This is a genomic window from Rhodovulum sp. PH10 (assembly GCF_000293785.1).
Lineage (GTDB): Bacteria > Pseudomonadota > Alphaproteobacteria > Rhizobiales > Xanthobacteraceae > Rhodoplanes.
The window spans coordinates 1-23,614 of record NZ_AKZI01000031.1; the positions used below are offsets into that span (position 1 = coordinate 1).

17 protein-coding genes are annotated in these 23,614 nt (G+C 69.6%); 3 read left to right on the plus strand and 14 right to left on the minus strand.

Going from position 1 to position 23,614, the window contains the following annotated elements:
* The 5 genes from A33M_RS06280 to A33M_RS06300 all read right to left on the minus strand — a co-directional run.
* On the minus strand, nt 1–413 hold a 413-nt coding region (locus A33M_RS06280; protein ID WP_040619568.1), incomplete at its 3' end, for a hypothetical protein.
* 263 nt (nt 414–676) lie between these two features.
* The gene (locus A33M_RS06285) at nt 677–967 is read right to left on the minus strand and encodes a high-potential iron-sulfur protein (protein ID WP_040619571.1); all 291 of its coding nucleotides are present in this window, start codon (nt 965–967) and stop codon (nt 677–679) included.
* Between the two features lie 79 nt (nt 968–1,046).
* A complete protein-coding gene (locus A33M_RS06290; RefSeq protein WP_008384794.1) occupies nt 1,047–3,533 on the minus strand; it encodes an MtrB/PioB family decaheme-associated outer membrane protein in 2,487 nt (828 codons plus the stop codon).
* Between the two features lie 185 nt (nt 3,534–3,718).
* Nucleotides 3,719–4,843: a DmsE family decaheme c-type cytochrome gene (locus A33M_RS06295; RefSeq protein ID WP_202801806.1), complete on the minus strand. Its 1,125-nt coding sequence runs from the start codon at nt 4,841–4,843 to the stop codon at nt 3,719–3,721.
* 968 nt (nt 4,844–5,811) lie between these two features.
* Entirely contained in the window at nt 5,812–6,594 is a 783-nt protein-coding gene (locus A33M_RS06300; protein WP_008384796.1) for an ATP12 family chaperone protein, read from the minus strand.
* Nucleotides 6,595–6,896: 302 nt separating this feature from the next.
* Here A33M_RS06300 and A33M_RS23735 point away from each other — a divergent pair, with 302 nt between their 5' ends.
* Entirely contained in the window at nt 6,897–7,274 is a 378-nt protein-coding gene (locus tag A33M_RS23735; protein WP_008384797.1) for a hypothetical protein, read from the plus strand.
* A gap of 108 nt (nt 7,275–7,382) precedes the next feature.
* Here A33M_RS23735 and A33M_RS06310 read toward each other — a convergent pair whose 3' ends face one another.
* Nucleotides 7,383–7,568 (minus strand): hypothetical protein, encoded by a 186-nt coding sequence (locus A33M_RS06310; RefSeq protein WP_157223363.1) that lies wholly within the window; start codon nt 7,566–7,568, stop codon nt 7,383–7,385.
* Between the two features lie 219 nt (nt 7,569–7,787).
* On the opposite strand from A33M_RS06310, the gene A33M_RS06315 reads away from it, so the two are divergent.
* On the plus strand, nt 7,788–8,678 hold the full coding sequence (locus tag A33M_RS06315) for a phosphorylase (RefSeq protein WP_083850338.1): 891 nt from the start codon (nt 7,788–7,790) through the stop codon (nt 8,676–8,678).
* A gap of 18 nt (nt 8,679–8,696) precedes the next feature.
* Here the strand turns inward: A33M_RS06315 and A33M_RS06320 are convergent, their stop codons facing one another.
* Both A33M_RS06320 and A33M_RS06325 read right to left on the minus strand, forming a co-directional pair.
* The gene (locus tag A33M_RS06320) at nt 8,697–9,227 is read right to left on the minus strand and encodes a gamma carbonic anhydrase family protein (RefSeq protein ID WP_008384801.1); all 531 of its coding nucleotides are present in this window, start codon (nt 9,225–9,227) and stop codon (nt 8,697–8,699) included.
* A 136-nt stretch (nt 9,228–9,363) separates the two neighbouring features.
* Nucleotides 9,364–9,708: a DUF6949 family protein gene (locus A33M_RS06325; protein ID WP_008384803.1), complete on the minus strand. Its 345-nt coding sequence runs from the start codon at nt 9,706–9,708 to the stop codon at nt 9,364–9,366.
* 330 nt (nt 9,709–10,038) lie between these two features.
* Here A33M_RS06325 and A33M_RS06330 point away from each other — a divergent pair, with 330 nt between their 5' ends.
* The gene (locus A33M_RS06330) at nt 10,039–10,767 is read left to right on the plus strand and encodes a hypothetical protein (RefSeq protein ID WP_008384805.1); all 729 of its coding nucleotides are present in this window, start codon (nt 10,039–10,041) and stop codon (nt 10,765–10,767) included.
* 114 nt (nt 10,768–10,881) lie between these two features.
* On the opposite strand, the gene A33M_RS06335 is transcribed toward A33M_RS06330, so the two are convergent.
* The 6 genes from A33M_RS06335 to treS all read right to left on the minus strand — a co-directional run bounded on the left by A33M_RS06335 (nt 10,882) and on the right by treS (nt 23,545).
* The gene (locus tag A33M_RS06335; RefSeq protein WP_008384807.1) at nt 10,882–11,199 is read right to left on the minus strand and encodes a DUF2934 domain-containing protein; all 318 of its coding nucleotides are present in this window, start codon (nt 11,197–11,199) and stop codon (nt 10,882–10,884) included.
* A 112-nt stretch (nt 11,200–11,311) separates the two neighbouring features.
* Nucleotides 11,312–14,179 carry a malto-oligosyltrehalose synthase gene (gene treY / locus A33M_RS06340; RefSeq protein ID WP_040619582.1) on the minus strand — a complete coding sequence of 956 codons (2,868 nt, stop codon included), beginning with the start codon at nt 14,177–14,179 and terminating at the stop codon, nt 11,312–11,314.
* Entirely contained in the window at nt 14,179–16,005 is a 1,827-nt protein-coding gene (treZ, locus tag A33M_RS06345) for a malto-oligosyltrehalose trehalohydrolase (protein WP_008384811.1), read from the minus strand. The genes treY and treZ overlap by 1 nt, the downstream gene beginning before the upstream one ends.
* Nucleotides 16,002–18,092, minus strand: coding sequence for a glycogen debranching protein GlgX (gene glgX / locus A33M_RS06350; protein WP_008384813.1), 2,091 nt, complete (start codon nt 18,090–18,092; stop codon nt 16,002–16,004). The genes treZ and glgX overlap by 4 nt, the downstream gene beginning before the upstream one ends.
* Nucleotides 18,093–20,255, minus strand: coding sequence for a 1,4-alpha-glucan branching protein GlgB (gene glgB, locus A33M_RS06355; RefSeq protein WP_008384815.1), 2,163 nt, complete (start codon nt 20,253–20,255; stop codon nt 18,093–18,095).
* Nucleotides 20,252–23,545 carry a maltose alpha-D-glucosyltransferase gene (gene treS / locus A33M_RS06360; protein ID WP_008384817.1) on the minus strand — a complete coding sequence of 1,098 codons (3,294 nt, stop codon included), beginning with the start codon at nt 23,543–23,545 and terminating at the stop codon, nt 20,252–20,254. The genes glgB and treS overlap by 4 nt, the downstream gene beginning before the upstream one ends.
* Nucleotides 23,546–23,614: the final 69 nt, after the last annotated feature.

Consider the following 23,614-nt stretch of genomic DNA (forward strand, 5'->3'; position numbering starts at 1 on the left):
GCGGGCGCGGAGGGATCGGCGGCCGCGGCCGCAGCGGCGGTCGTCGCGGCAGACGCGGTCCCGGCGGCGGTGGTCGCGGTGCCACCGGGGCTCGCGCCCGAGACCGGCACGCCGGCACCTCCCGAGGCGCCCGAGCCGGGCGAGGCGGCGCCACCGCCGACCGGGGCGTGCAGAAGCACGAGCTTCATCCCGTCCGGCGTCGCCCGCACCGCGAGCTGGACGTGCGTGCCCGCCTCGAGCAGCACCGCCGTCTGGACGTCGATCAGGGAATTGCCGATGGCGAGCTGGACGTGGGTCTGGTCGATCAGCCGCAGCACCAGCGCGTCGACCACCTGCCCCGGCGTGAAGGCCGGCGCGTTGCCGCCTCCCTGGGCGTTCGGGCTGATCGCGATGGGCGAGACGACGAGGTCCAAGGTCGCCTCCGGTCGGGCTGCTCCAGGATCGAAGCATGCCCGATCCGCGTGAACCGACTCTTAACCGCGCATCTCTCGTGCGGGACACGTGCCCGCCGGCGCAACGATCACCCGTGAGAGGCGACCGCGGCCCGGCCGCCGACCGGGCCGCGGTGCTCCCCGCCGTCCGCGGGAGGGGCGGGACGGCAGTTCGCCCGGTCACGCCGCCGATGCCCGGAGATCGGCGCGGCAGACGGCGCGCCGGGCGCAGGGTCGGCTCCGGCTCAGGCCTTGGCGTAGAGCCGGCACCAGCCGTTGGCGCTGATCGAGCCGTCGACGGTCTTGCACGAGGACGGCGGCTGGAAGTGGCGGCAGTTGCCGCAATGCTGCGCGCCCTTGGGCGAGCCCTGGTAGCCGGCCGCCTTCTGCGACGCCTTGCGCACCTGGGCGTCGGCCGGCCCGGCGGCGGCGAGGCCGAGCGCGGCCACCGCCCCGACCGCGCCGACCGCGCCGAGCCCGTGCCGCAGCATGCGCCGCCGCGACATCGCCCGCCCGCTCTTCGTCCTGTCCGTCATCGATGCGTCTCCTCTTGGTCGGTCTTCTTCGAGATGGCCGTTGTGGCCTTTGCTCCGGCCGCTTCCGGCCGGACGGTCGTCACCAGCGGAACGCCACCGATCCGCCGACGAGCTGTGCGTCGTAATTGGGATTGAAGGCCGCCATGCCGATGTTGCGGGCGACGCTCGCGTCGATCAGATACATGTAGGGCGAGGCGAGATCGTTCTGCCAATCGGCGACCTGATTGCGCTCCCACAGATAACGAAGCTTCAGCGTCACGTCGCCGCTCCAGCCGAGCTTCGCGATGGTGTCGGGATCGAGCTTGTGGCGCAGCACGCCCTCGAAGCGCTGATAATTGGTGCGGTAGGTCGGGAACGGCGCGCACACCGTGTCGCTCGGGCACGGCGTGTTGCTGCCGAACGGCTCGGCGGTCCAGTCCTCCTTGCCGTGGGCGATCGCGTAGGACAGGCCGAGATCGACCGAGTCCGGCACGATGTCGACATTGGCGGACACCACCACGGTGTCGACGTCCTCGCGCATGTTGCTGAAGAAGCGGCTGGTGCCGCCGGCCGGAAAGGTGGTGCCGTCGAGCGCGGTGATGGTCGAGCTGCCGACCAGATCACGATCGAACTGCTCGTGCACGTAAGCCGCCATCAGCCGCAGGCCGGGGCTCACCGCATAGGCGACCTCGATGCCGGCGTTCCACACATTGTCCTTCAGAATGCCGAGCTCGCCGGCGCCGTACGGATCGGTGAGATAGTCGTCGAACCGCAGGCCCGCATTGGGCGACACCACCAGGCCGGGGATCGGCGTGTCGAGCTCGAACACCGCCATCGCCTTGTGGCGGTCGCGGTCGGCGAGATCGAACTTGCGCATGAGAAAATTGGTGACCGTCTGGGTGTCCGGCGACGACCAGTAGGTGTAGCGCACCAGCGACTGCGGATCGTAGACGCCGTCGTAGCGGCGCTGCGAGTAGAGATAGCTCGTCTTGAACATGCCGCCGTCGAAAGCGCGCCAGTCGCCGTAGATCTTTCCGGACAGCTCGTCGGTGACGGCGACCTCGCGGCGCTCGCGGTCGTAGCGCTCCCAGGCGGCGGTGGCGCCGACATTGAACGTCTTGGTGACGCGCCAGGTCACGTCCTCGCTGGCGTTCTGCTTGGTGTAGGCATAAGCGAGGTTGCGGCGGACGCTGCCGGCGGCGATCCCGTTGTTGGAGGAATCCTCCGACACATAGGCGGGAAACAACCGCTCCGGCGTCTTGTTGTCGTTGTCGTAGTAGCGATAGCGGAAGGTCGCCTTGACGTCGTCGGTGACGCGGGTCGTCAGCACGTTGTTGATCAGCATCGTGTCGATGCGCGCGTCGGCGCTGTCGGAGGGCAGCGCGTTCGCCACCACGAACGGGTTGATGGTGTAGGGAACGAAGCCCTCGTCCTGCCGCATCGAGGCGTAGGAGAACGTCCCCATGTAGCGGGTGCGGTACGGCAGGTCGACGCCGGTGGTCATCGAGGCGGTGTAGGCCTGGTTGTCGGGCAGCAGGCTCACCCGGCCGAGCGGCGAGAAGACCGACGGGTTGGCGGCGCTGAAGAACGGGTTCTCGTAGGTGTAGGAGTCGTGCTCGTTGGTGAACAGCGAGACGCCGCCCGAGGTGAGAATGTTGAAGTGGCCCCACGGCGTGTCGCCGAAATACTGGCCGCTCGCCTTGGCGTTCTGGGTGGTGTCGTCGACCGGCCGCGGCAGCTGCACGATCTGCTGGTTGCCGAGCCCGCCGACGATGGCGCCGGCGACCTGGGTGCCGGTGCGGTGATCGTTCGAGTAGGAGGCCTGAAAATCCCAGTTCGGGTCCGGCGTCCAGCGATACGAGGCGCGGCCGATATTGCGGTCGATGCCGATGTCGATGGTGCGCAGATTGGCGTTCAGCGCGGCGGCGACCTGCGCCTGGGTCGGGTTGTTGCCGAGCGCGACATTGGTGGTGAGCTGGTTGGTGCCGACGCCGTTCCAGATGCTCTGCGCCGAAGTGCTGTAGAGATGGGGGAGCTGGTCCCACTCGGCGGTGAAATAGTGCTCGCCGGCCTTCATCATGTCGAACACCGCGCGGTAGTTGTCGGTGCCGACATAGCGGAAGCTCTCGGTGCCGTAGTCGTTGATGCGCAGCTCCGACCAGTAGACGCCGTCCTTGGTGCGGGCAGCGAAATCGAGCTGCTGCAGATAGGGCCCCGGGCGGATGGTGCCGTACTCGTCGAACTTGGCGATGCTCTCGGAGGGCGCGGAGCCCGGCGGGCGGCCGGGCGCCGCCCACCAGCGGGTGTAGTCGGCCGGCCGATCGACGAAGGCGCGCCAGCCCATCTCGAAGACGCCGAACGTCTCGACGCCGCCGTGCTCGGCGAGCAGCCCGTCCGGCGCCGCGACCGGAGCGACGGCCGGCACCGCGGCGGGCACCGCTTCGGGCGCCACGAGCGGCACCGCGGCAGGCACCGCGAGCGGCACCGCCGCCGGCACGGGGGCTTCCTCGGCGGCGACCCGCGTGGCGGCGACGCCGGTGGCGACGAACAGCATTCCGGTGATCAGAACTCCGCCATGGACCTTCATGGTGCCCCCCTTTGCGCCCGACCGGGCGCGCGCTTCCTCTCCCGACGTGACGAGCTTCTTCGTTCGGCGGCCGTCTTGGACGCGGCCGCTCGCGTGGGGAGACGGCGCTCCCCCGTGTCCTTCACTGTCGACGTTTCACGATCGCCGGCGATGCCGCCGCGGCCGGGCCGCGACGGCGGCCGCGATCACCGATGCCACCGCGATCCCGACGGGCTGTTCGAGCCGTGGATGTTGGTGTGGCAGTTCTGGCACGAGCTGCCGACCGCGTAGCGCATGCTGTTGGCGATGCCGATCACGCCGAGCCCCGGCTGGTTGTGCGGGTTGGTGTGGCAGCGCTGGCACAGCCGCTCGCGCATCACGACCAAGAGGTTCGGATGCATCGTGCCGTGCGGATCGTGGCAGTTCAGGCAGTTCTCGCGCACCGGAGCGTGCTCGAACAGGAACGGCCCGCGCTTGTCGGCATGGCAGGTATAACAAGTCTCGTTGACGGTCGGCTCGCGCAGCATCGCCTCGGTCGCGCTGCCGTGCGGATTGTGGCAGCTGGCGCAGGTCACCTTGCCCTCGCGCATCGGCATGTGGGAGGTGCGCTGCGACTGCGCGCGGCGATCCTTGTGACACTGGAAGCAGGTGTCCATCACCGTCTTCTTGGCGAGCTGGAAGCGCGGCGTGACACGGCGCATCACCGTGTGGCAGTCGGTGCAGGCGACGTCGCGGGTCTCGTGGGTCGAGCCCGGCCAGTAGGTCTGGTTGCCCTTCTCGTGGCAGCTCAGGCAGATCGCGTTGCTGTCGGCGACGCTGGTCGCAGGATCGGTCTTGCGGAACGAGCGGATGTGCCCGGCGCCGCGCCCACCGCCCTCGTTGACGTGGCCGGAGCCCGGACCGTGACAGGTCTCGCACTCCATCTTGCCCTGCGCGGTGACCTTTCCGGACTTGATGCTGCGGCCCATCACCGTCAGCGAGAACTCGTCGAACAGGCCGGCGTGGCAAGTCTCGCAAATCTCCGAGCCGACATAATAGCGGCCCCACGGATCGCCCGGCGCCGGCCGCACCATCTTGGCCATCGGCCCCGACACCACCGCCTTGGTGGGCGCCACGGCCGGCGCGTCGTTATGCGCGAGGCGGATCGGGGCCGACGTATCGCTGTCGGACTTGTCGTCCACGGCCGCCTCCCCGGCGCCGGGCTCGGCTGCCCCGGACGGCGCCGGCACCGACAGCCCGACGTCCGCCGCATAGGACATCAGCGCGGACACGTCCGGCATCGCCGCGTGCAGCGGCACCGCACGCGAATGCCCCGCCCCGCTCGCCGACATTTTTCCATGCGGTGATTTTCCGTGCGGGGAAGCCCCGTGCGGCGAGCCACCGTTCGGGGACGACCCGTGTGGCGAGCCGCCGCGCGGCGAAGGCTGTTTCAGCAGCGTCGCGACGAACGCGGACAAATCCTCCGCGATGGCGTCCGGCTCGCCCGCCACCGTTCGGACGCCGTCGCCCCCGGCCCGCCGCTCGGCCGTCTCGGCCTGCACCGCGCCGGCAACCTCCGCGTGCAGCGACGGTGCGATCGCCCCGAGCAGCAATCCCGAAAAAGCAAGAAGACCGAGCGCTTTCGAAATCGAGGCAACAGTCTTCCGCTCCGCCCCTTCGCCCGAAGAGGCATCCCCCAAAGAATAAAGCATGTCCACGCCCCCCTGAGGCGCTCGGCGTTTCCTGAACCCGCGGCGTGTCAGGGAACCTGGACAGTCGTCCAAGCCCCGATTGTTGAGTTGTCTTGACGGGCTAGGACGATAATAGGTCCTTATCTACCATTTTCAAGCGGTTTTTTCGATAAGCTCCAAAAACTCTTTCATAAGTTGCAGCCTATTTTTCGCCGTTCGCAGCTGCGAAAAAGTGGTCCGCCGCATCAGAATTCATGATGAAGCAGTAGCGAAGACGAACATGTCGCAATGTACCGGAAGACTATTCGAGCAACCGTCTACTCTCTGACGGTTTTACGCGTAATACGGAGCGAACGCCGGATAGTACAGAGAGGATGGTTCGCAACCGGTGAGACCGTTCGATGACACGGTCGGCACTCCGACCGAGCGGGCGATACGCCGAAACTGTCGACAAGCGACGAGCGCCAGTCGCGCCTCGTCCACAACCGTCACCGAAAGGTCACGCCCCGGCCGTGCCGCGCGCCGGCGGCGCACGCGCGCGATCGTCCGGACACCGGCCCCCGGACGCCGGGCCCCGGGCGCCGGGCCGACCGCTCGCCGGTTCTCTCGACGGTTTCTCTCGCAGGTGCCTAAAGAGACTCCCCCACCTGCGACAGCACGGTCGCGGCGGCGTCCATCTCGGCCCGGCGAAACGCGCGGCGTTCGAGCGCCAGTGCGTCGGCGCCCCAAAGCTCCATGTTCCAGTCCTCGTCGAGATGGGCCGCGCTCCAGGCCGCGTCGAGCCCGATCGCCCCCTCGGCGAGCGCCAGCGCCAGCAGCGCCGAGCCGGTCAGCGTGGTGATCACGTGCACCGCCGCGAGCCGCCACGGATTCTTCGGGATCAGCGCCCGAATCGCCGCGATCGCGGTGTCGGGCTGGCTCGCGAACACCACGCCCTCGGCGAGAATGAAGCGGGCGCCGTGGGCGTCGCGCGCCCAGTCGAGCACCGGGTCCCATTGCGCGTGCTGGCGGGCGACCAGCCGCTCCGGCCCGTCGGCGCGATAGACCAGAAGGTCGGAGCCGAGATAGCGGGCGACGTCCTCGGCGATCTCGTCGGCCGCCGCGCCGACCGCGTCGATCACCACATTGGCGAGCCGCGTCAGCGGCATTTTTGCCGGATCGATGGTCTCGCCCTGGGCCCGCCACTCCGCGGCGACCGTCTCGGCGAGCGCACCGTTCGGCAGCGCCAGCGTCTCGCGGGCCGGCGTGCGGACCGGCCGGCTATCGAGTTCGATCGCGAACCCTGCCGCCGTCTCGCGCACCGAGACATCGGTGTAGAAGCGCTTGCGCAGCGGCCGCATGGCGCGCTTGGCGGCCTCGGTCGGGTCGGCCGGCGAGGCGGGAAGAAAGATGTCGTCGAACGGATTGGGCATCGTCTCATCCGGAAGAGCATTCGGCGACCGTGTAGCACGGACCGCCCACCGCCGCTCCCCGAGCGAGGCTATACCCGGCGTAAAGCGTGTCGTACGAGATCGACGACGAAAATGCTCGCGGGACGAGGTTCCATGGGCACAAACCAGGGACCTCGGGCGTTGCCGCTGCGAGCCGGGATCCCCGAACCCCGCCGAATGGCGGGACGACGTGCGCCACGCCGACGCCATCGTGCCGGGAAGACTGCCCGCGCGCTCGCATCCGGTCGCCCTCGTCGCGCGGCCGTCCGAAAGGAGACATCGACATGACCCGGAAATCGATCCTGGCGGTGACGGCCGCCGCGCTGGTCGCCCTGTCCGTGTCCGCCACCCCCAGCGACGCCCGCTGGCGCGGCGGCGGCGGCTGGCACGGTGGCGGCTGGCACGGTGGCGGATGGCACGGCGGCTGGCGTGGCGGCGGCTGGAACCGCGGCTGGGGGCCCGGCTGGGGCGCCGGCGCGGCGGCGGTCGGCCTCGGTCTCGGCCTCGCGGCGACCGCTCCCTACCGCTACGCGCCGTACGGTTACGGCTACGGCTACCCGGCCTATTACGGATACGCACCCTACGCGCCCGGCTACGCCTACGCCCCCTGCATGCGGCGGGTGTGGTGGCACGGCGCCTGGCGGCTGCGCCGGGTGTGCTGACGGCGAGCCCTTTTTCGCAAGTCCGCGGCTTTCGCAAGTCCACGGCGGCGGGTCTCGGCCCGCCGCCGCGTCGTGTCGGGGGCTGTGCCGCGGCCGAGAAAAGAGATGTCACGCCCGTCGTCGTCCCTCACCGGCGTCGAGCGAGCACAGGCCGGCCTCGATGTTCGACCGCAACGATCGCAGCGTCTCCGGATGCGCGAGCAACTCGCCGGCGATCGGTTCCTCGTCCGCCTCCGGCAGGACGGCGAGCTCTGCCATGGCCCGGTCCAGTGGCTTCACCATCGTCGCATCCATCGGCTGCCGCGTCGCACCGGAGCGGCGCACGCCGGCGCCCCGAGCCTCGACTGCGCATAGATGAATCCGAATTCAGTGATCGGCCGGGACCGGTGTGTGGTGTAGCGGACGCACCCGGCCGAGCGTTTTTCTGTCAGTGTTGCATTTTTCCCCGCAATTCGAACGGACCCGGCGACGGACCCCTCTCTCCATCATACTGACATAAAACAGTCTTTTCGGATGCGCGGCCGGCGCGCCCCGGCGGCGGCGCGCGCGGCGCGCTTTACCACCGTTTGCCGACAGCCTGTACAAACCACGTTCGGCGCTGCAATTTGGGTTCCATTCGAGTCGACCCGCACCAGTGGGGAAGACGGGGGCCTTGGGGGGCCGAGAGTGATCGTCGTCGTAGGAATGGCGTTCGAGGCGCGGATCGTCGCGGACGCGGGTGTTCGTGTGATCTGCAGTGGCGACGGCCGCAACCTGGCAGCCACCCTGGCCCGAGCGATCGATGCCGATTGCGGCGGCCTGATCAGCTTCGGGGTGGCCGGCGGGCTCGATCCGGACCTGCCGCCCGGAACCTGCATCGTCGCCTCCGAGGTCGTGTCCGGCAGCACCCGCGTCCCGACCGACACCGGCTGGTCGCGCAAACTGACCGACACCATTCCCGACGCCGTCGCCGGACCGATCGTCGGCGTGCCGGCACCGATCGCCCATGCCGGCGCCAAACGTGCGCTGCATCAGCGCACCGGGGCGCTCGCGGTCGACATGGAATCGCACATCGTCGCCGGCGTCGCGGCGGCGCACGGCCTGCCGGTCGCGGCGCTGCGGGTGATCACCGATCCGGCCGAGCGCACCCTGCCCCGCGCCGCACTGGCCGCCATGCGGCCGAACGGAACCACCGACATCCTGGCGGTGCTCGGCGAGGTCCTGCGCCGTCCACGCGAGCTGCCGGCGCTGATGCGCACCGCGCTCGACGCGCGCGCCGCGCGTGCCACGCTGGTGCGCGGCCGCCGCCTGCTCGGTCCCGGCCTCGGGCTGATCGACGTGCCGGCGCCGATCGGTTCGGACACCGCGGTGAGCGAGCTGATCGACACCGCCCCGCCGGCCGCTGCCTGCCCCGTCACGCCCTGACCCGACCGGCTCGTCGAGTCAGCCGATCCGCTTCAAACCTTTGGAATAGTCCTTCCAGCGGCGGACATACCCGTCCGCCCCGAGGGCGATCTTGTCGGCCGCATCGGCGTCGAGGGTGCGCACCACCTTGGCCGGCGTGCCGACGATCAGCGAGTTTTCCGGATACGCCTTGCCCTCCGGCACCAGCGCGCCGGCGCCGACGATCGAGCCTCTGCCGATACGGGCGCCGTTCATCACGATCGCGCCCATGCCGATCAGGCAGTGGTCGGCGATGGTGCAGCCGTGCAGCACGACATTGTGGCCGATCACGCAGTCGGCGCCGATGGTGAGCGGAAAGCCCATGTCGGTGTGGGCGGTGGCGTTGTCCTGCACCTGCGAGCGCTCGCCGATCTCGATCCACTCGTTGTCGCCGCGCAGCACCGCGTTCCACCACACGCTCGCCTCGCGCAACAGCCGCACCCGGCCGATCAGCACGGCGGTCTCGGCGACCCAGCACTGGCCGTCGGGAGCGAGATCGGGGGTCGCGTCGTCGAGGGCAAAAATCGGCATGTCGGTCTCCGGTGAAGCGAGGGCGCCGGCGCCCTCGTCTCAGGAGTACCGCAGCCCGGCACCGGCTGTGAAGCGCCGGGTCGGCGCAAGGGTGGGCGCGAGATCGGGCGTCCGGTCGGACGAACGAGTCCGCGCGTCAGACCGGCAGGCCGCCGGCCCAGGTCGCGACCGCCTGCACCGCCATCACCACCACGGTGCCGGACATCAGGCTCCACAGGCCGGCGATCACGGTGGCGACCATCACGAACTCGAAGCGGCGGCGCTCGATGATCCGGCCGCGCACCGTGTTGCGCATGATGATGAAGGGGGCGGCGAACACCAGGAGCGGCACCGCCGCGAGGCTCGCCGGCGAGGCGCCGCGCGCGAGCAGGCGGAACGAGGCGGGGCGGTGGGCCAGCAGCTGGTAGCCGGTGGCGATCGAGCCGGCAAAGGCGAAACCGATCGCGAGCGCGAGGAAGGACTGGACGGATTCCGCGGACATGGTGCCCCTCTCCACGGGATGGTTCGGCTTCGACCCCTCTGGTGTGCCGCATCGGGCGGCGCCACGCTACCGTATCCTTAAGAAACGGTTAACGTCCACCGTGCGACCGCCGCTGTCGGGGCGTCGCGTCGGGCGCCGGCCGGGCGGCGTGGCGGAGGGCAAGGCCCCTTTCGGCGGCATCCGGGTGGCGAGCCCGGCAAGCCTGTGGTACCTCGCCGGGCGATCGGACGGCGCGTCGACCGCAACGGCGGCGCATTCCGGCGCCTCGACCCTCGACCGAGACGCCGCCTCGGGGCCGAGACGACACCTCACGACACAGGGGACGCAGCGATGGCGCGGCACGATCACCGGGCGCGGCCGCGTCCGTCCCGGCGCACCAGCCACCGGACCACCTTCACTCTGCTCGCCTTCGGCATGGTCGGCTCGATCGCGGTCGGTGCCGGGCTCACCGCCCTGTGGGCCCCCGGGCCGGCGACGCCGGCGTCCGCCACGCCGCAGGTGCCGCATCTGCCGATCGTGGTGGCGGGGCAAACTTTTACCGTACCGCCGGAGGCGATCCGGATGGAGGTGCAACGCCGTCCCGGCCCGCAGGAGCGCATCGATCTCGTCTACGACTGGCCGTCGCTGACGCCGCCGCCGCCGCGCCCGCACGCCGCCCCGGTGGAGCCGGGGGCGATCGTCGAGCCGCCGGAGCGGATCTTCGTCACGGTGGCGCCGGCCGATGGCGTGCTCGATCCGGCCGAGCGGCTGAAGTCGATCTATCCGCGCTATCTGCGCGACGACCCCTCGCCGAGCCCGGCGGGGCTCACCGTGCTCGGCTTTCGCGACGGCACGCCCTATCAGGGCGAGGATCTGGTCTATGACGAGACCGCGCCCGAGCATTTTCTCGCGCGTTGCGAGCGGCCGGCGGGATCGCTCGCCATCGCCACCTGCCTCGCCGAGCACCCGATCGGCGAGGCGCTGGTGACGATCCGTTTTCCGCGCGCATTGCTCGGCGACTGGCAGAAGGTGGCCGACGGGATCGGGCGGCTGCTCGCCGCACTCCACCACGCCGGCTGACGCCGTTCGGCGCCCGTTCTTTCGGGACATGTGCGGCAGCCCTGCCGGCCGCCGCGCGGCGCGGGACCGGGCCCGCCTCCTCGGGCTACCTCCTCGGCAGCTTCGTCGGGCCGCCTATTCGGCCGCCTCGTCGGTCGCTTCGTCGTCCCGGCGCGGGCGGTGCGGCGGGTAGTCCTGCTCGCCCTCGTCGGTGAGGGTCGGCAGCTCGCCGGCCGCATTGGCGGCGGGGCCGGCCGGCTCGACCTCCTCGGCGGCGAGCGTCGGATCGTCCGGATCGCGCTCGACCGGCAGGGTGGTGAGCTTCTGGTTCTCCTCGATCGCCACCAGCTCGCGGGCGAGCTCCCAATTGGCGTCCGCCTGTCCCTCGGGGCACCCCGCCTCCTGCCAGATGCGGTAGGCCCGTTCGCGCACGCGCTGTTCGAAATCGTCCATCGCCGTCTCCTGACTGTGGGAGGGAAATCCCCGGCGACGGGGTCGAGTTCCTGACGCGCCGCGCCGCCCAGGTGACTGCGAGTCTAGGACGGCGCGCGGCGGGGTTCTTGATCTAGCGCACCTTCGTCTCGTGCGCCTTCGTCTCGTGCGCCTCGGCCTCGTGCGCCTTCGTGGTTGGCGAGCCCGCCCGGCCGCGCGCGCGGGGACGCGCCGGCTGCGGCGCCCGCAGCACCGCCACCGGCAGCGCCCCGAGCAGCGCCGCCACCGGCACCCGGCCGGTCTCGACCCGCCGCTCCGGCGTCAGCACGTCGTCGAGCCGCGGCACGCCGTCGATCACCAGGCTCGCATCGAGCGCGGCGGGATCGAGCCAGCGACGGCCGCCCTCGGTGAACGGCGCCATGTGGCGCAGCGCGACCACCAGAACCTTGTCGCCGCGCCGGCCGGTGCGGGCATAAGCGAGCACGTGGCCCGCCGCCTCGCCCTCGACCGGCACCGGCTCGTAGGCGCCGTTGGAGAAGACGTCCGGCAGCGCGCGACGCAGCCCGAGCAGCTTTTGCGTGAGCGCGAGCTTGATGCGGCCGTCCCGCCACGTCTCGGCGAGCGTCGGGAAATCCGGCAGGTCTTCGAGCGCCGTGCGCCGCGCGTCGAAGTCGACGGCGCGCCGGTTGTCGGGGTCGACCAGCGAAAAATCCCAGAACTCGGTGCCCTGATAGATGTCCGGCACGCCCGGCACGGTGGCCTTGAGGACGAGCTGCGACAGGCTGGTCAGCGCGCCGAGGATCCCGGTGCGGCTCGCGAAGGCGTCGAACTCCTCGAGGAAGGTGGCGGAGGCTTCGCGGTCGAGCAGTTTTGCCAGGAACGCGGTGGTCGCCGCCTCGTAGGCGTCGTTCGGATTGTGCCAGCTGGTCTGCTGCTTGCCCTCGCGCAGCGCCTTGACGGCATAGGTCTGCATCCGCTCGAGGAAGCCCGCATCGACCCCCGCCAACCCCTCCGCCGGCCAGGCGCCGATCAGCGCCTGATAGAGCATGTATTCGTGGGCGTCGCTCGGCGCGCGGCCGGCCTTGCGGACGATCAGCCCGGCATTGAGGTCGCGCCAGCGCCGCACCTCGCCGGCCCACTCCTCGGCCAATTCGGCGAGCGCGAGGATGCGGGTGCGGGCGTCCTCGCCGCGCTTGGTGTCGTGGGTGGCGGTGGCGGTCATCGCGTGCGGCGTGGTCAGCCGGGCGCGCATGCGGAAATCGAACTCGCCGGGCGACAGGCCGGGCAGCACCGGCTCGCCGCCGACCTCGTTGAGCGCGAGCAGGCGGTGATAGCGATAGAACGAGGTGTCCTCCAGCGCCTTCGCCATCACCGGCCCGGTGAGCTGCTGCACCTTGGTGGTGAAGCGGCGCACCCGCGGCTGCGAGTACCCGACCCGGCCGGGAGCGATGATGTCGAGCGTCAGCACGTCCTGCAGGAAGTCGAGGATGCCGGCGTCGGGGCCGTACCAGCGGGCGCGCGCGCGGGCGATCGTCTCGACGATGCGGGCGCGGTCGGCCGGCGAGACGTGGCCGCCGCTCGTGTAGGTCCGATAGACCGGGAAATGGACGATGTAGGCCCGCAGCGCCGTGCGCAGGCGGTCGAGCGTGAAGTCGCGGGTGCGCCAGTGGCCGGCGGCGATCCGCGCGAGCAGGCGCGACAGCACGGTGAACTCGCTCGCCAGCATGGTCTCGAGCACGCGCACCTTGGCGTCCTCGACGATCGCCTCGAAGTCCTGCCGCTCGCCGAGAATGTCGCGATAGAGCGCGTCGAGCCGCGGCATGCCGGCCTCGTCGAGCAGCACGCGGGTCAGCACGTTGAGCACGTCGTAGCCGGTCGAGCCGGCGACGCCCGGCAGCGCCGGCATCGGCTCGCCCTCGCCGAGGATCTTTTCCGCGACGATGTAGAACGGCTCCGCCCGCGAGGGGCCGGGCCGCACCATCCGCACCAGCCGTGACAGGCGGCGGGCGTACTGCACCGGGTCGGCGAGGCCGTCGATGTGGTCGAGCCGCAGGCCGTGCAGACGGCCGCTGCCGATCAGCTCGGCCACCCTCCGATGCACGGCGTCGAAGGTTTGCAAATCCTCGACGCGGATGCCGGCGAGGTCGTTGATGTCGAAGAAGCGGCGATAATTGATCTCGGTGAAGGCGACCCGCCAGTGGGCGACGCGGTAGTGCTGGCGCTCGAGCAGACGGTGCAGGCGGGCCGGGTCGCTGGCGCTCGGCCGGTAGGCGGCGAGCCCGCGCTCGATCACCTCGGCGCCGCCCTCGACCGCGGCGAGATCGGCCTTGAAGGCCGGCGCATGCTCGCGGGTCGGCTCGTTGGGATCGGGGAAGCGGTCGGCGATCTCGAGGAGCTTCTTGCCGACCGGCGTGTCGCCCGCACCCGCCTCGGCCACCACGGTTTTCAAAATGTCGCCGTAGCGGTTGGGCCGGATCGGCAGCCGGTGGTCGAAGTACCAGACCGAGAAGCTGCCCTCCCCGGCGTCGTATTTCAGCACGAGGTCGCCGTCGTCGAGCGCCTCGCCATAGGATTTGCCGAGGATCGGCAGCAGCAGACCGCCCTGGCCGCGGAACGGCAGCGTCTCCCAGTCGATGTCGAAGGAGTCGGCATGGGGCGAGCGCTGCCCCCATTCGAGCACGTCGAGCCACCACGCATTGTCGGCATAGCCGACGCCCATGTGGTTCGGCACGAAGTCGAGGATCAGCCCGATATCGGCCTTCGCGAGCGCGTCCGAGAGGCGCTCGAACGCCTCGTCGCCGCCGAACTCGGGATTGAGCGCGTCGTGGTCGACGATGTCGTAGCCGTGGGTGGAGCCGGCGCGCGCCTTGAGGAACGGCGAGGCATAGAGATGGCTGATGCCGAGCGCCTTCAGGTAAGGCACCAGAGCGGCGGCATCGTCGAAGCCGAACTTTCCGGTGAGCTGGAGCCGGTAGGTCGCGCTCGGAACGACGGACGGCATCACGCCGCCCTCCACGACCACGACACCGACCACGGCGCGAGCGTCGCGCCGGGCGAGGCCGGCGGTGGACCGAACAGCGGCGCGCCGCCGGCGAGGTGCTTTGCCGCCTCCGGCGCGGTGGCCGGCTCGGCGGCGAGATTGGCGATCAGCGCCAGCGTGCCGCCGTCGAGCGCCCAGCGCGCGGTCAGCACCGCGCCGTCGAGCGTCACCTCGGCGCCCCCAGCGCCCTGTTTCCCGCCCTGTTTTCCGCCGCCCTCGGCGATGTGCGGCACCACCCGCTCGCGGCGCAGCTTCAGCAAAGTCGAGACGAAATCGAGCCGCTTGCGATGGGCCGGCTGGCCGCGGGTCGGCCAGTCGAGCACCGCCGAGCGGACGGTCGCCTCGGTCAGCGGATCGGGCACCTCGCCGGCGGTCGTCTGGTCGCGATAGGCTTCCGCGAACTCGCGCCGGCGGCCCTGGCGGACCGCCTCGGCGAGATCGCCGGCAAAATCACAGAAGAACGGGAACGGCCGGTCGGAGCCCCACTCCTCGCCCATGAACATCAAGGGCGGCATCGGCGCGAGCAGCAGCACGGCGAGCGCCGCCTCGACCGCGAGAGCGTCGCTCGCCAGCCCGTCGAGCCGGTCGCCGTGCGCGCGGTTGCCGATCTGGTCGTGGTTCTGCAGGAACGAGACGAAGGCGGCCGGCGGCAGATCCGCGCTCGGCTCGCCGCGGTTCACGCCCTTGCGGTGGGGCGACGCCTCGCCCTGATAGGCGAAGCCGGACGCCAGCACGCGGGCGAGATGGCGGCGCGGGTCGTCGGCGTAATCGACGTAATAGCCCTGCCGCTCGCCGGTCAGCAGCACGTGCCAGGCGTGGTGATAGTCGTCGTTCCACTGCGCGCGGTACTTGCCGTCCGGCACGGCGGGCGCGGGATCGAGCAGCCAGGCGGCGTTGTCGTCGTTCTCGAGCACGAGATGGATGTGGCGGCCGGTGCGCGCCGCCAGCTCCCCGACCGCGCGCGAAAGGTCGACCAGCACCGAGGGCTCGCCCGGCGCGCCGATCGCGTGCACGGCGTCGAGCCGCAGCCCGTCGAAGCGATAGTTCTCGAGCCAGAACACGGCGTTCTCGATCGCGAAGGCGCGCACCTCCGGCACCGCATAGTCGATCGCCGCACCCCACGGGGTGTGGACGTTCTCGGTGAAGAAGGCCGGCGCGTAGCGGCCGAGATAATTCCCCTCCGGCCCGAAATGATTGTAGACGACGTCGAGAAACACCATCAGCCCCTTCTGATGGGCGGCGTCGACCAGCGCCTTCAGATCCTCCGGGCGGCCGTAGGCGGAGTCGGGGGCGTACCACAGCACGCCGTCGTAGCCCCAGTTCCAGCGGCCGGGAAAGTCGGCGACCGGCATCAGCTCGATCGCGGTGAAGCCGGCGGCGATCACGTCGTCGAGCCGGTCGATCACCGCGCGAAACGTGCCGGCGGCGGTGAAGGTGCCGACATGCAGCTCGAGGATCACCGCCTCACGCCACGGCCGGCCCTTCCAGTCGTTGGCGCTCCAGGCGAAGGCGCGATGGTCGACGACCTCGCTCGCGCCGGTGACGTCGTGCGGCTGGAAGGCGGAGGCGGGGTCCGGCACCACGAGGTCGCCGTCGATGCGGAAGGCGTAGTGGGTGCCGGCCCGCGCGCCGGCGATGCGCGCCTCGTACCAGCCGGTCGCGTCGCGCCGCATCGGCGTCGAGGTGGCGGTGACGAGATCGACCGACGTGGCGGCCGGCGCCCACAGGCGGAAGGTGACGCCGCCGTCGGCGTCGAGGATCGGTCCAAAGCGGGTGGCGGTCGTCATGACGTTCCTGCGAATACGGTGACCGAGCGGGCGGGAGCAGAGCACGCCGTGCCGGCCGGCAGCGTGGCGTCGTTCTTCCGGGCATCGTCCGGCACGGTCGCCAGGAGCAACGCCCAGCTCGCGCAGTCCGACCATTCGGGCAGAACGAACTCCACGGCATGACCGGCGGCGTTGAGGACGATCAGCACGGGCGCGCCGGACGGCTCGACCGGAGCGAGCACGTACGAGAGAAAGCGCGCTTCCGCAAATGCCCAATCCGTGCCGACCATCTCGGTTCCACGCGGCGTCAGCCATTTGACGTCCCAGTCGTCGCCGGTGCGGCCGACCAGCCAGCGATGCCCCTGGATCTGCGGATAGGCGCGGCGCAGCTCGGTCAGCCGGGCGACAAAGCCGGTGAGGTCGCCGCCGCTGTCGTCGTCGTCCCGGCCGAGGCCGGACCAGTCCACCCAGCCGACCTCGTTGTCCTGGCAGTACGGGTTGTTGTTGCCGTTCTGCGAGTTGCCGATCTCGTCGCCGGCCAGCATCAGCGGCACGCCGTTGGCGAGGAACAGCGTCGCCAGCAGCGCCTTGCGCACCCGCCGGCGGGTTTCTCGCACGTCCTCGTCGCGGGTCGGCCCCTCGACGCCCCAGTTGGCGGACAGATTGTCGTCGGAGCCGTCGCGATTGTCCTCGCCGTTCGCCTCGTTGTGCTTCCTCGAATAGGTGACGAGATCGGCCAGCGTGAAGCCGTCGTGGACGGTGACGTGATTGATGCTGGCGCGCGGCTGGCGGCGGCGATGGCGGAAGCGATCGGCCGACCCCGCCATGCGGGCGGCGAGATCGCGGATCTGATTGGCGTCGCCGCGCCAGAACGAGCGCACCGTGCGGCGGAACTGATCGTTCCACTCCGACCAGCCGGCCGGGAAATTGCCGAGCTGATAGCCGCCCATGCCGATGTCCCACGGCTCGGCGACCAATTTCACGCGAGAGAGAACCGGGTCCTGGCTGATCGCGGCGAAGAAGCCGGAGGTCGGGCTGAAGCCGTTCGGCTGGCGACCGAGGGTCGTCGCGAGATCGAAGCGGAAGCCGTCGACGTGGCACTGCTCGACCCAGTAGCGCAAGCTGTCCATCACCATCTGCAGCACGCGCGGATGGGTGAGGTTGAGCGAGTTTCCGCAGCCGGTGAAGTCGTCGTAATAGCGCGGCGCGTTGGGCCTGAGCCAATAATACGAGGCGTTGTCGATGCCGCGGAACGAGAAGGTCGGGCCGAGATGGTTGCCCTCGCCGGTGTGGTTGTAGACGACGTCGAGAATGACCTCGATGCCGGCCTGGTGGAGCTGGGCGACGGTCGCCTTGAAATCCTCGAGCCCGGCATCGGCCGAGCCGTAGCGCGGCTCCGGCGCGAAGAAGGCGACGGTGCCGTAGCCCCAATACTGGCGCAACCCCTTCTCGACCAGCATGCGCTCGTCGACGAAGGCGTGCACCGGCAGAAGCTCGATGGCGGTGACGCCGAGCGCCTTCATGTGCTCGATCATCGCCGGCGCGCCGAGCCCGCGAAACAGGCCGCGCATGCCGGCCGGCACGTCCTTGCGCTGCATGGTGAGGCCGCGCACGTGCGCCTCGTAGATCACCGTCGAGGTCCAGGGCGTCGCCGGGTGGCGGTCCTGGCCCCAGGTGAAGGCGTCCTCCACCACCACCGCCTTCGGCACGCCGCGGGCGTTGTCGCGCTTGTCGAACGACAGGTCGGCGCGGGCCGAGCGGGTGCGATAGGCGAAATGCGCATCGCTCCACACGAAGTGCCCGGTGAGGCGCTTGGCATAGGGATCGAGCAGCAGCTTGTGATGATTGAAGCGGTGGCCGTGCTCGGGATCGTACGGCCCGTAGACGCGATAGCCGTAGACCTGGCCGGGGCCGATCTGCGGCAGATAGACGTGCCAGACGTCGTCGGTGACCTCGGGAAGGACGACGCGCTCCATCTCGCGTCGTCCGGTGCGATCGAACAAGCACAGCTCGATCTTCTCGGCGTTGGCCGAGAAGATCGCGAAGTTGGTGCCGCGCCCGTCCCAGGTGGCGCCGAGCGGATAAGGCGCCCCGGGCAGAACCCGCATCTATTGCTCCGGCACCAGGACGATGCCCGCGAGCGGCGGGAGGGTCAGGCTGACGACGCCGCCCGATCCGGTGTCCTCCGCCTCGATGCGACCGCCATTGCCCATGTTGCTGCCGCCGTAGATCTCGGAGTCGCTGTTGAACACCTCGCGCCAGGCCCCGGCGAACGGCACCCGGAGGCGATAGTCGTGCCGCGGCGCCGGCGTGAAGTTGACGGCGACGAGGCAGACCGCACCGGGGTCGCGCCCGCGCCGCAGCCAAGCGTACACGCTGTTCTCGGCGTCGTCGACCACCAGCCACTCGAACCCGCCGCCCTCGGCGTCGAGCTGATGCAGCGCCGGCAGGCTTCGATAGAGCCGGTTGAGGTCGCGGATCAGATCCTTGACGCCGGCATGCTCCTTCTGCTCGAGCAGGTGCCAGTCGAGGCTGTGGTCGTGCGTCCACTCCCGCTCCTGGCCGAACTCGTTGCCCATGAACAGGAGCTTCTTGCCGGGATGGCCGAACATGAAGGTGTAGTAGGCGCGCAGATTGGCGAAGCGCTGCCAGCGATCGCCCGGCATGCGGCCGAAGATCGAGCCCTTCCCGTGCACCACCTCGTCGTGCGACAGCGGCAGCACGAAGTTCTCGTAGAACGCATAGAGCATGCCGAAGGTGATGTCGCCGTGGTGATGCTTGCGGTAGATCGGATCCTTGGCGATGTAGCGCAGGGTGTCGTGCATCCACCCCATGTTCCACTTGAACCCGAAGCCGAGGCCGCCGACGTCGACCGGCCGCGACACCAAAGGCCAAGCGGTCGATTCCTCCGCCATGGTGGTCGCCTCGGGAAAGCGGCCGAACACTTCCGTGTTGAAGCGGCGCAGGAAGTCGATCGCCTCGAGGTTCTCACGACCGCCGAAGCGGTTCGGGATCCAGCCGCCGGGCGGACGCGAATAGTCGAGATAGAGCATCGAGGCGACGGCATCGACGCGCAGGCCGTCGATCTTGTAGCGCTCGAGCCAGAACAGCGCGTTGGCGACCAGGAAGTTCGCCACCTCGCGCCGCCCGTAATTGTAGATCAGCGTGTTCCAGTCGAGGTGGCGGCCCTGCATCGCATTGGCGTGCTCGTAGAGCGCGGTGCCGTCGAACTGGGCGAGGCCGTGCGGGTCGTCCGGGAAGTGGCCCGGCACCCAGTCGAGAATGACGCCGATGCCGTGCTTGTGGCAGGAATCGACGAACATCGCGAACTCGTGCGGGCTGCCGAACCGGCTGGTCGGCGCGTAGAGGCCGGTCGGCTGATAGCCCCACGACGCGTCGAACGGATGCTCGGCGATCGGCAGCAGCTCGATATGGGTGAAGCCCATCTCGGCGACGTAGGGCGGCAGCTGCTCGGCCAGCTCCTTGTAGGTGAGCCACGAGTTGTTCATGTACGGATTGCGCCGCCACGAGCCGAGATGGACCTCGTAGATCGAGATCGGCCCGTCGTGCCGGTTGATGCCGGACGGCGCCGGGGCGATCTGCGGCAGGGTCGCCGGATCGACCACCACCGAGGCGGTGAGCGGGCGCACCTCGGCCGCGTAGGCGTAGGGGTCGGCCTTCAGGAACGGCGGGGCGCCGTGGTGCGGCCCGAGGATCTCGTACTTGTACTTCTGCCCGGCCTCGACGCCGGGGATGAAGATCTCCCAGAAGCCGTTGCCGCGCACCCGCATCGCGTGGCGCCGGCCGTCCCAGAAATTGAAGTCGCCGACGACGCTGACCCGCCGGGCATTGGGCGCGAACACGCCGAAGGCGACGCCCCGCACGCCCTCGTGCTCGATCGGATGGGCGCCGAGCTTGTCGTAGATGTTGAGGTGCGTCCCCTCGCCCATCAGATAGAGGTCGACGTCCGAGAACACCGGGGCGAACCGGTAGGGATCGTCCAGCTCGACGACCTCGCCCTTGTCCCAGCGCGCCGCCAGCCGATAGTCGTTGCCGCCCACCGGCACCGGGCCGGCGAACAGGCCGGCGTCGTGGATGCGCGCGAGCGAGGCGACCTGCTGATCACGAAAGCGCACCGCCACCTCGCGCGCGCCCGGCAGAAAGACGCGCACCAGGTTGGTGCCCTGTTCGACATGGGGACCGAGATAACGAAACGGATCCGCGTGATAGCCGCCGATGACGGCGAGGCCCTCGGGAGACACCTCAGTCATGGCTGGGCGCCTTCTTCGCCGAACAGCGCGCGTGCCAGCCCAGCGAGCGGCACGTGGACCCAATCGGGTCGATTCGCAAATTCATATCCCACCTCGTAAACGGCCTTTTCCAATACGAAGAACCGCAGCAGCCGATCGGCGGCGGCGGCATCGGCCGGCCACAGGCTGCTCCCGGTCGTCGTCTCGCGCATACATCCGAGGAACGCATCCGTCGCTGCATTGCGCCAGGAGTCAAGCGCTTCCTTCAGGCGGCCGGCGTCGTCGACCGCCGATTCGAAGCGCCGCACGAGCGCCGACACCGCAGCGTAGTCCAGCGAACGGACCAGGCCGGCGGCGTCGCGCGCGGACGGCGCCTTGCGGCTGCGGGCGCCGTGAGCCCGTTCGGGCTCGCCCTCGAAGTCGACGATCTGCACGTCGTCCTTCGAGATGAGAATCTGCCCCATGTGATAATCGCCGTGATGACGGATCTTGTCGATGCCGATCGCGCCGTCGAGCAGGCCGTGCATCTCGGCGATCGCCTCGGGGCGGCGGTCGATCAGCAGGCGGGCGACCGGCTGCGCCTTGGGGCCGAGCCCCTCGACGCGGCGCTCGAGATCGTCGAACATGGTGACCGCGTCGCGCACCAGCTCGCCGGTCCAGGTCTCGGCGTCGGCGGCGGTCAGCGGCTCGGGGGCGAATCCCTCGACGTCCTGCCGGCTCGCGAGCGCCAGATGCATCTCGGCGGTGCGCCGGGCGACCTGGCTCACCCGGTTGAGATACGTCGCGTGGATGTCCTCCGGCACCTCGCCGTCCAGCGGCAGCAGCGCCACCTCCTCGAGGAAGCGGTCGAGATAGGCCGAGGTGTGGCCCCACGCGTCGCCCTGGTTCTCGACGAAGCGGTGCATCACCGCGATGGTCGAGCGCACGCCGTTCTCCTCGAGCTCGATCGTGCCCATCAGCGGCGGCGTGTTGCGGAAGTCGACGACGTCGGTGAGGAAGCGCCCCATCTCGACCTCGGGATTGATGCCGTGCGAGAGCCGCCGATAGAATTTCAGCACGTAGCTCGAATCGATCAGGGTGGTCGAGTTCGACTGCTCCGCCCCGCTCGCCCGCACGTTGGAGATCGGCTCCAGCGCCTCGCCGGCGAACCGGGCGGTCGGCTGGAACTCCACCGTCAGGCCGGGTCCCGCCTCGCGGCGCGCGCCGGAGCGGATCGCGTCGACCACCATGGTCACGAGATCGCGGTCGGCCGCCGCGTCGATCAGCATGCCCTCGCGATTGACCCGGCGCACCGGCGCCACCACGGTGCCGACCGGCTTGTCGCTGTCGCGGTCGAGATGGCCCCAGTGCACCGCGAGCGGCAGCAGGTAGCGCGCCGTGCCGCGCGGCGAGGAGTGGTCGACGATCGCCAGCACCGGCGGCAGATCCCCGTCGGCGAGCGGGACGAGCCGCTCGAGCCGCGTCTCGCCGCCCTCGCCCTTGGCCGCGAACCAGCGGCGGGTCGACAGGAAGGCCGGCAGCACCTCGCGCTCGAGCTGCTGCATCGAGCGACCCTCGCCGAGCGAGCGCCAGCCGTTGTGCAACACCAGTGTGACCCATTCCCGTTGCACGATCGTCTCCTGCGCGATCCCGTCGTCCTCGACGAGCTGGAACCAGAAGAAACCGTAAGGCGCCAACGTGACGCCGAAGCGTCCGTCGTCGATCGGCTTGAAGCGGGCGCGCCCGAGCATCTCGATCGGCACGCGTCCGCGCCACGGCGTCAGGTCGATCTCGGTCCACTGGGCCGAGCGCGACAGATTGGCGACGCAGAGGATGACCTCCGAGCCGTACTGGCGCAGATAAGCGAGCACCGCACGGTTCGACGGACGCAGGATGGTCATCGACCCGCGACCGAACACCTGGCTCGACTTGCGCACGCCGATCAGGCGCTTCATCCAGTTGTAGAGCGACGACAGGCTGCGCGCCTGCGCCTCCACATTGACCGCCTGATAGCCGTAGACCGGGTCCATGATCGGCGGTAGATAGAGCTTCGCCGGATCACAACGCGAGAAGCCGCCGTTGCGATCCGAGGTCCACTGCATCGGCGTGCGCACGCCGTTGCGGTCGCCGAGATAGATGTTGTCGCCCATGCCGATCTCGTCGCCGTAATAGATCACCGGCGTGCCGGGCAGCGAGAGGAGCAGGCTGTTCATCAGCTCGATCTTGCGCCGGTCGTTGTCCATCAAGGGCGCGAGGCGGCGGCGGATGCCGAGATTGATGCGGGCGCGCGGATCGGCGGCGTAGGTCGACCACAGATAGTCGCGCTCGACGTCGGTGACCATCTCGAGCGTCAGCTCGTCGTGATTGCGCAGGAAGAGCGCCCACTGGCAGACGTCTGGAATGTCCGGCGTCTGACGCAGGATGTCGTTGATCGGGAAGCGGTCCTCCTGGGCGATCGCCATGTAGATGCGCGGCATCAGCGGGAAGTGGAACGCCATGTGGCATTCGTCGCCCTCGCCGAAATAGGCGCGCACGTCCTCCGGCCACTGGTTCGCCTCGGCGAGCAGGAAGGTGCCGGGCGCATAGGCGTCGAGCTCGGCCCGCAGCGTCTTGATGACCGCGTGGGTCTCGTCGAGATTCTCGTTGATGGTGCCTTCGCGCTCGCACAGATAGGGGATCGCGTCGAGGCGGAAGCCGTCGACCCCGAAATCGAGCCAGCGCCGCATCACCTGCTGCATCGCCCACAGGACCTGCGGGTTGTCGAAATTGAGGTCGGGCTGGTGCGAGAAGAAGCGGTGCCAGAAATAGGCGCCGGCCTCCGGATCCCAGGTCCAGTTGGACTTCTCGGTGTCGGTGAAGATGATGCGCGTGCCCTGGTACTTCTGGTCGGTGTCGCTCCACACGTACCAGTCGCGCGCCCGCGATCCGGGCTTGGAGCGCCGCGCGCGCTTGAACCAGGGATGCTGGTCGGAGGTGTGATTGATGACCAGCTCGGTGATCACCCGAAAGCCGCGCCGCTTCGCCTCGTGCATGAAGCGACGAAAGTCCTTCATGGTGCCGAAGTCGGGATTGATGCGGCGATAGTCGGCGATGTCGTAGCCGTCGTCGCGGCCGGGGCTCGGATAGAACGGCAGGAGCCACAGCGCGGTGACGCCGAGGTCCTGCAGATAGTCGAGCCGCTGGGTCAGGCCGTTGAAGTCGCCGATCCCGTCGTTGTTGCTGTCGAAGAACGACTTGACGTGGATCTGATAGATCACCGCATCCTTGTACCAGAGCGGGTCGTTGCGGCTGTCGGGAAGGGACGCGGTGGCGATGTCGGGGAGAATGTTCATTGCTGTCCTGATGAAAGCAGCGAGACGATCAGGCGACGCAGCGGAGCAGCACGGCGGGGTCGTGGTCGG

Coding starts and splice junctions, on each gene's coding strand:
- A33M_RS06285 (WP_040619571.1), bottom strand. CDS start 967: ATGACGGACAGGACGAAGAGCGGGCGGGCGATGTCGCGGCGGCGCATG.
- A33M_RS06290 (WP_008384794.1), bottom strand. CDS start 3,533: ATGAAGGTCCATGGCGGAGTTCTGATCACCGGAATGCTGTTCGTCGCC.
- A33M_RS06295 (WP_202801806.1), bottom strand. CDS start 4,843: ATGTCGGCGAGCGGGGCGGGGCATTCGCGTGCGGTGCCGCTGCACGCG.
- A33M_RS06300 (WP_008384796.1), bottom strand. CDS start 6,594: ATGCCCAATCCGTTCGACGACATCTTTCTTCCCGCCTCGCCGGCCGAC.
- A33M_RS23735 (WP_008384797.1), top strand. CDS start 6,897: ATGACCCGGAAATCGATCCTGGCGGTGACGGCCGCCGCGCTGGTCGCC.
- A33M_RS06310 (WP_157223363.1), bottom strand. CDS start 7,568: ATGGATGCGACGATGGTGAAGCCACTGGACCGGGCCATGGCAGAGCTC.
- A33M_RS06315 (WP_083850338.1), top strand. CDS start 7,788: ATGCGCGGCCGGCGCGCCCCGGCGGCGGCGCGCGCGGCGCGCTTTACC.
- A33M_RS06320 (WP_008384801.1), bottom strand. CDS start 9,227: ATGCCGATTTTTGCCCTCGACGACGCGACCCCCGATCTCGCTCCCGAC.
- A33M_RS06325 (WP_008384803.1), bottom strand. CDS start 9,708: ATGTCCGCGGAATCCGTCCAGTCCTTCCTCGCGCTCGCGATCGGTTTC.
- A33M_RS06330 (WP_008384805.1), top strand. CDS start 10,039: ATGGCGCGGCACGATCACCGGGCGCGGCCGCGTCCGTCCCGGCGCACC.
- A33M_RS06335 (WP_008384807.1), bottom strand. CDS start 11,199: ATGGACGATTTCGAACAGCGCGTGCGCGAACGGGCCTACCGCATCTGG.
- treY (WP_040619582.1), bottom strand. CDS start 14,179: ATGCCGTCCGTCGTTCCGAGCGCGACCTACCGGCTCCAGCTCACCGGA.
- treZ (WP_008384811.1), bottom strand. CDS start 16,005: ATGACGACCGCCACCCGCTTTGGACCGATCCTCGACGCCGACGGCGGC.
- glgX (WP_008384813.1), bottom strand. CDS start 18,092: ATGCGGGTTCTGCCCGGGGCGCCTTATCCGCTCGGCGCCACCTGGGAC.
- glgB (WP_008384815.1), bottom strand. CDS start 20,255: ATGACTGAGGTGTCTCCCGAGGGCCTCGCCGTCATCGGCGGCTATCAC.
- treS (WP_008384817.1), bottom strand. CDS start 23,545: ATGAACATTCTCCCCGACATCGCCACCGCGTCCCTTCCCGACAGCCGC.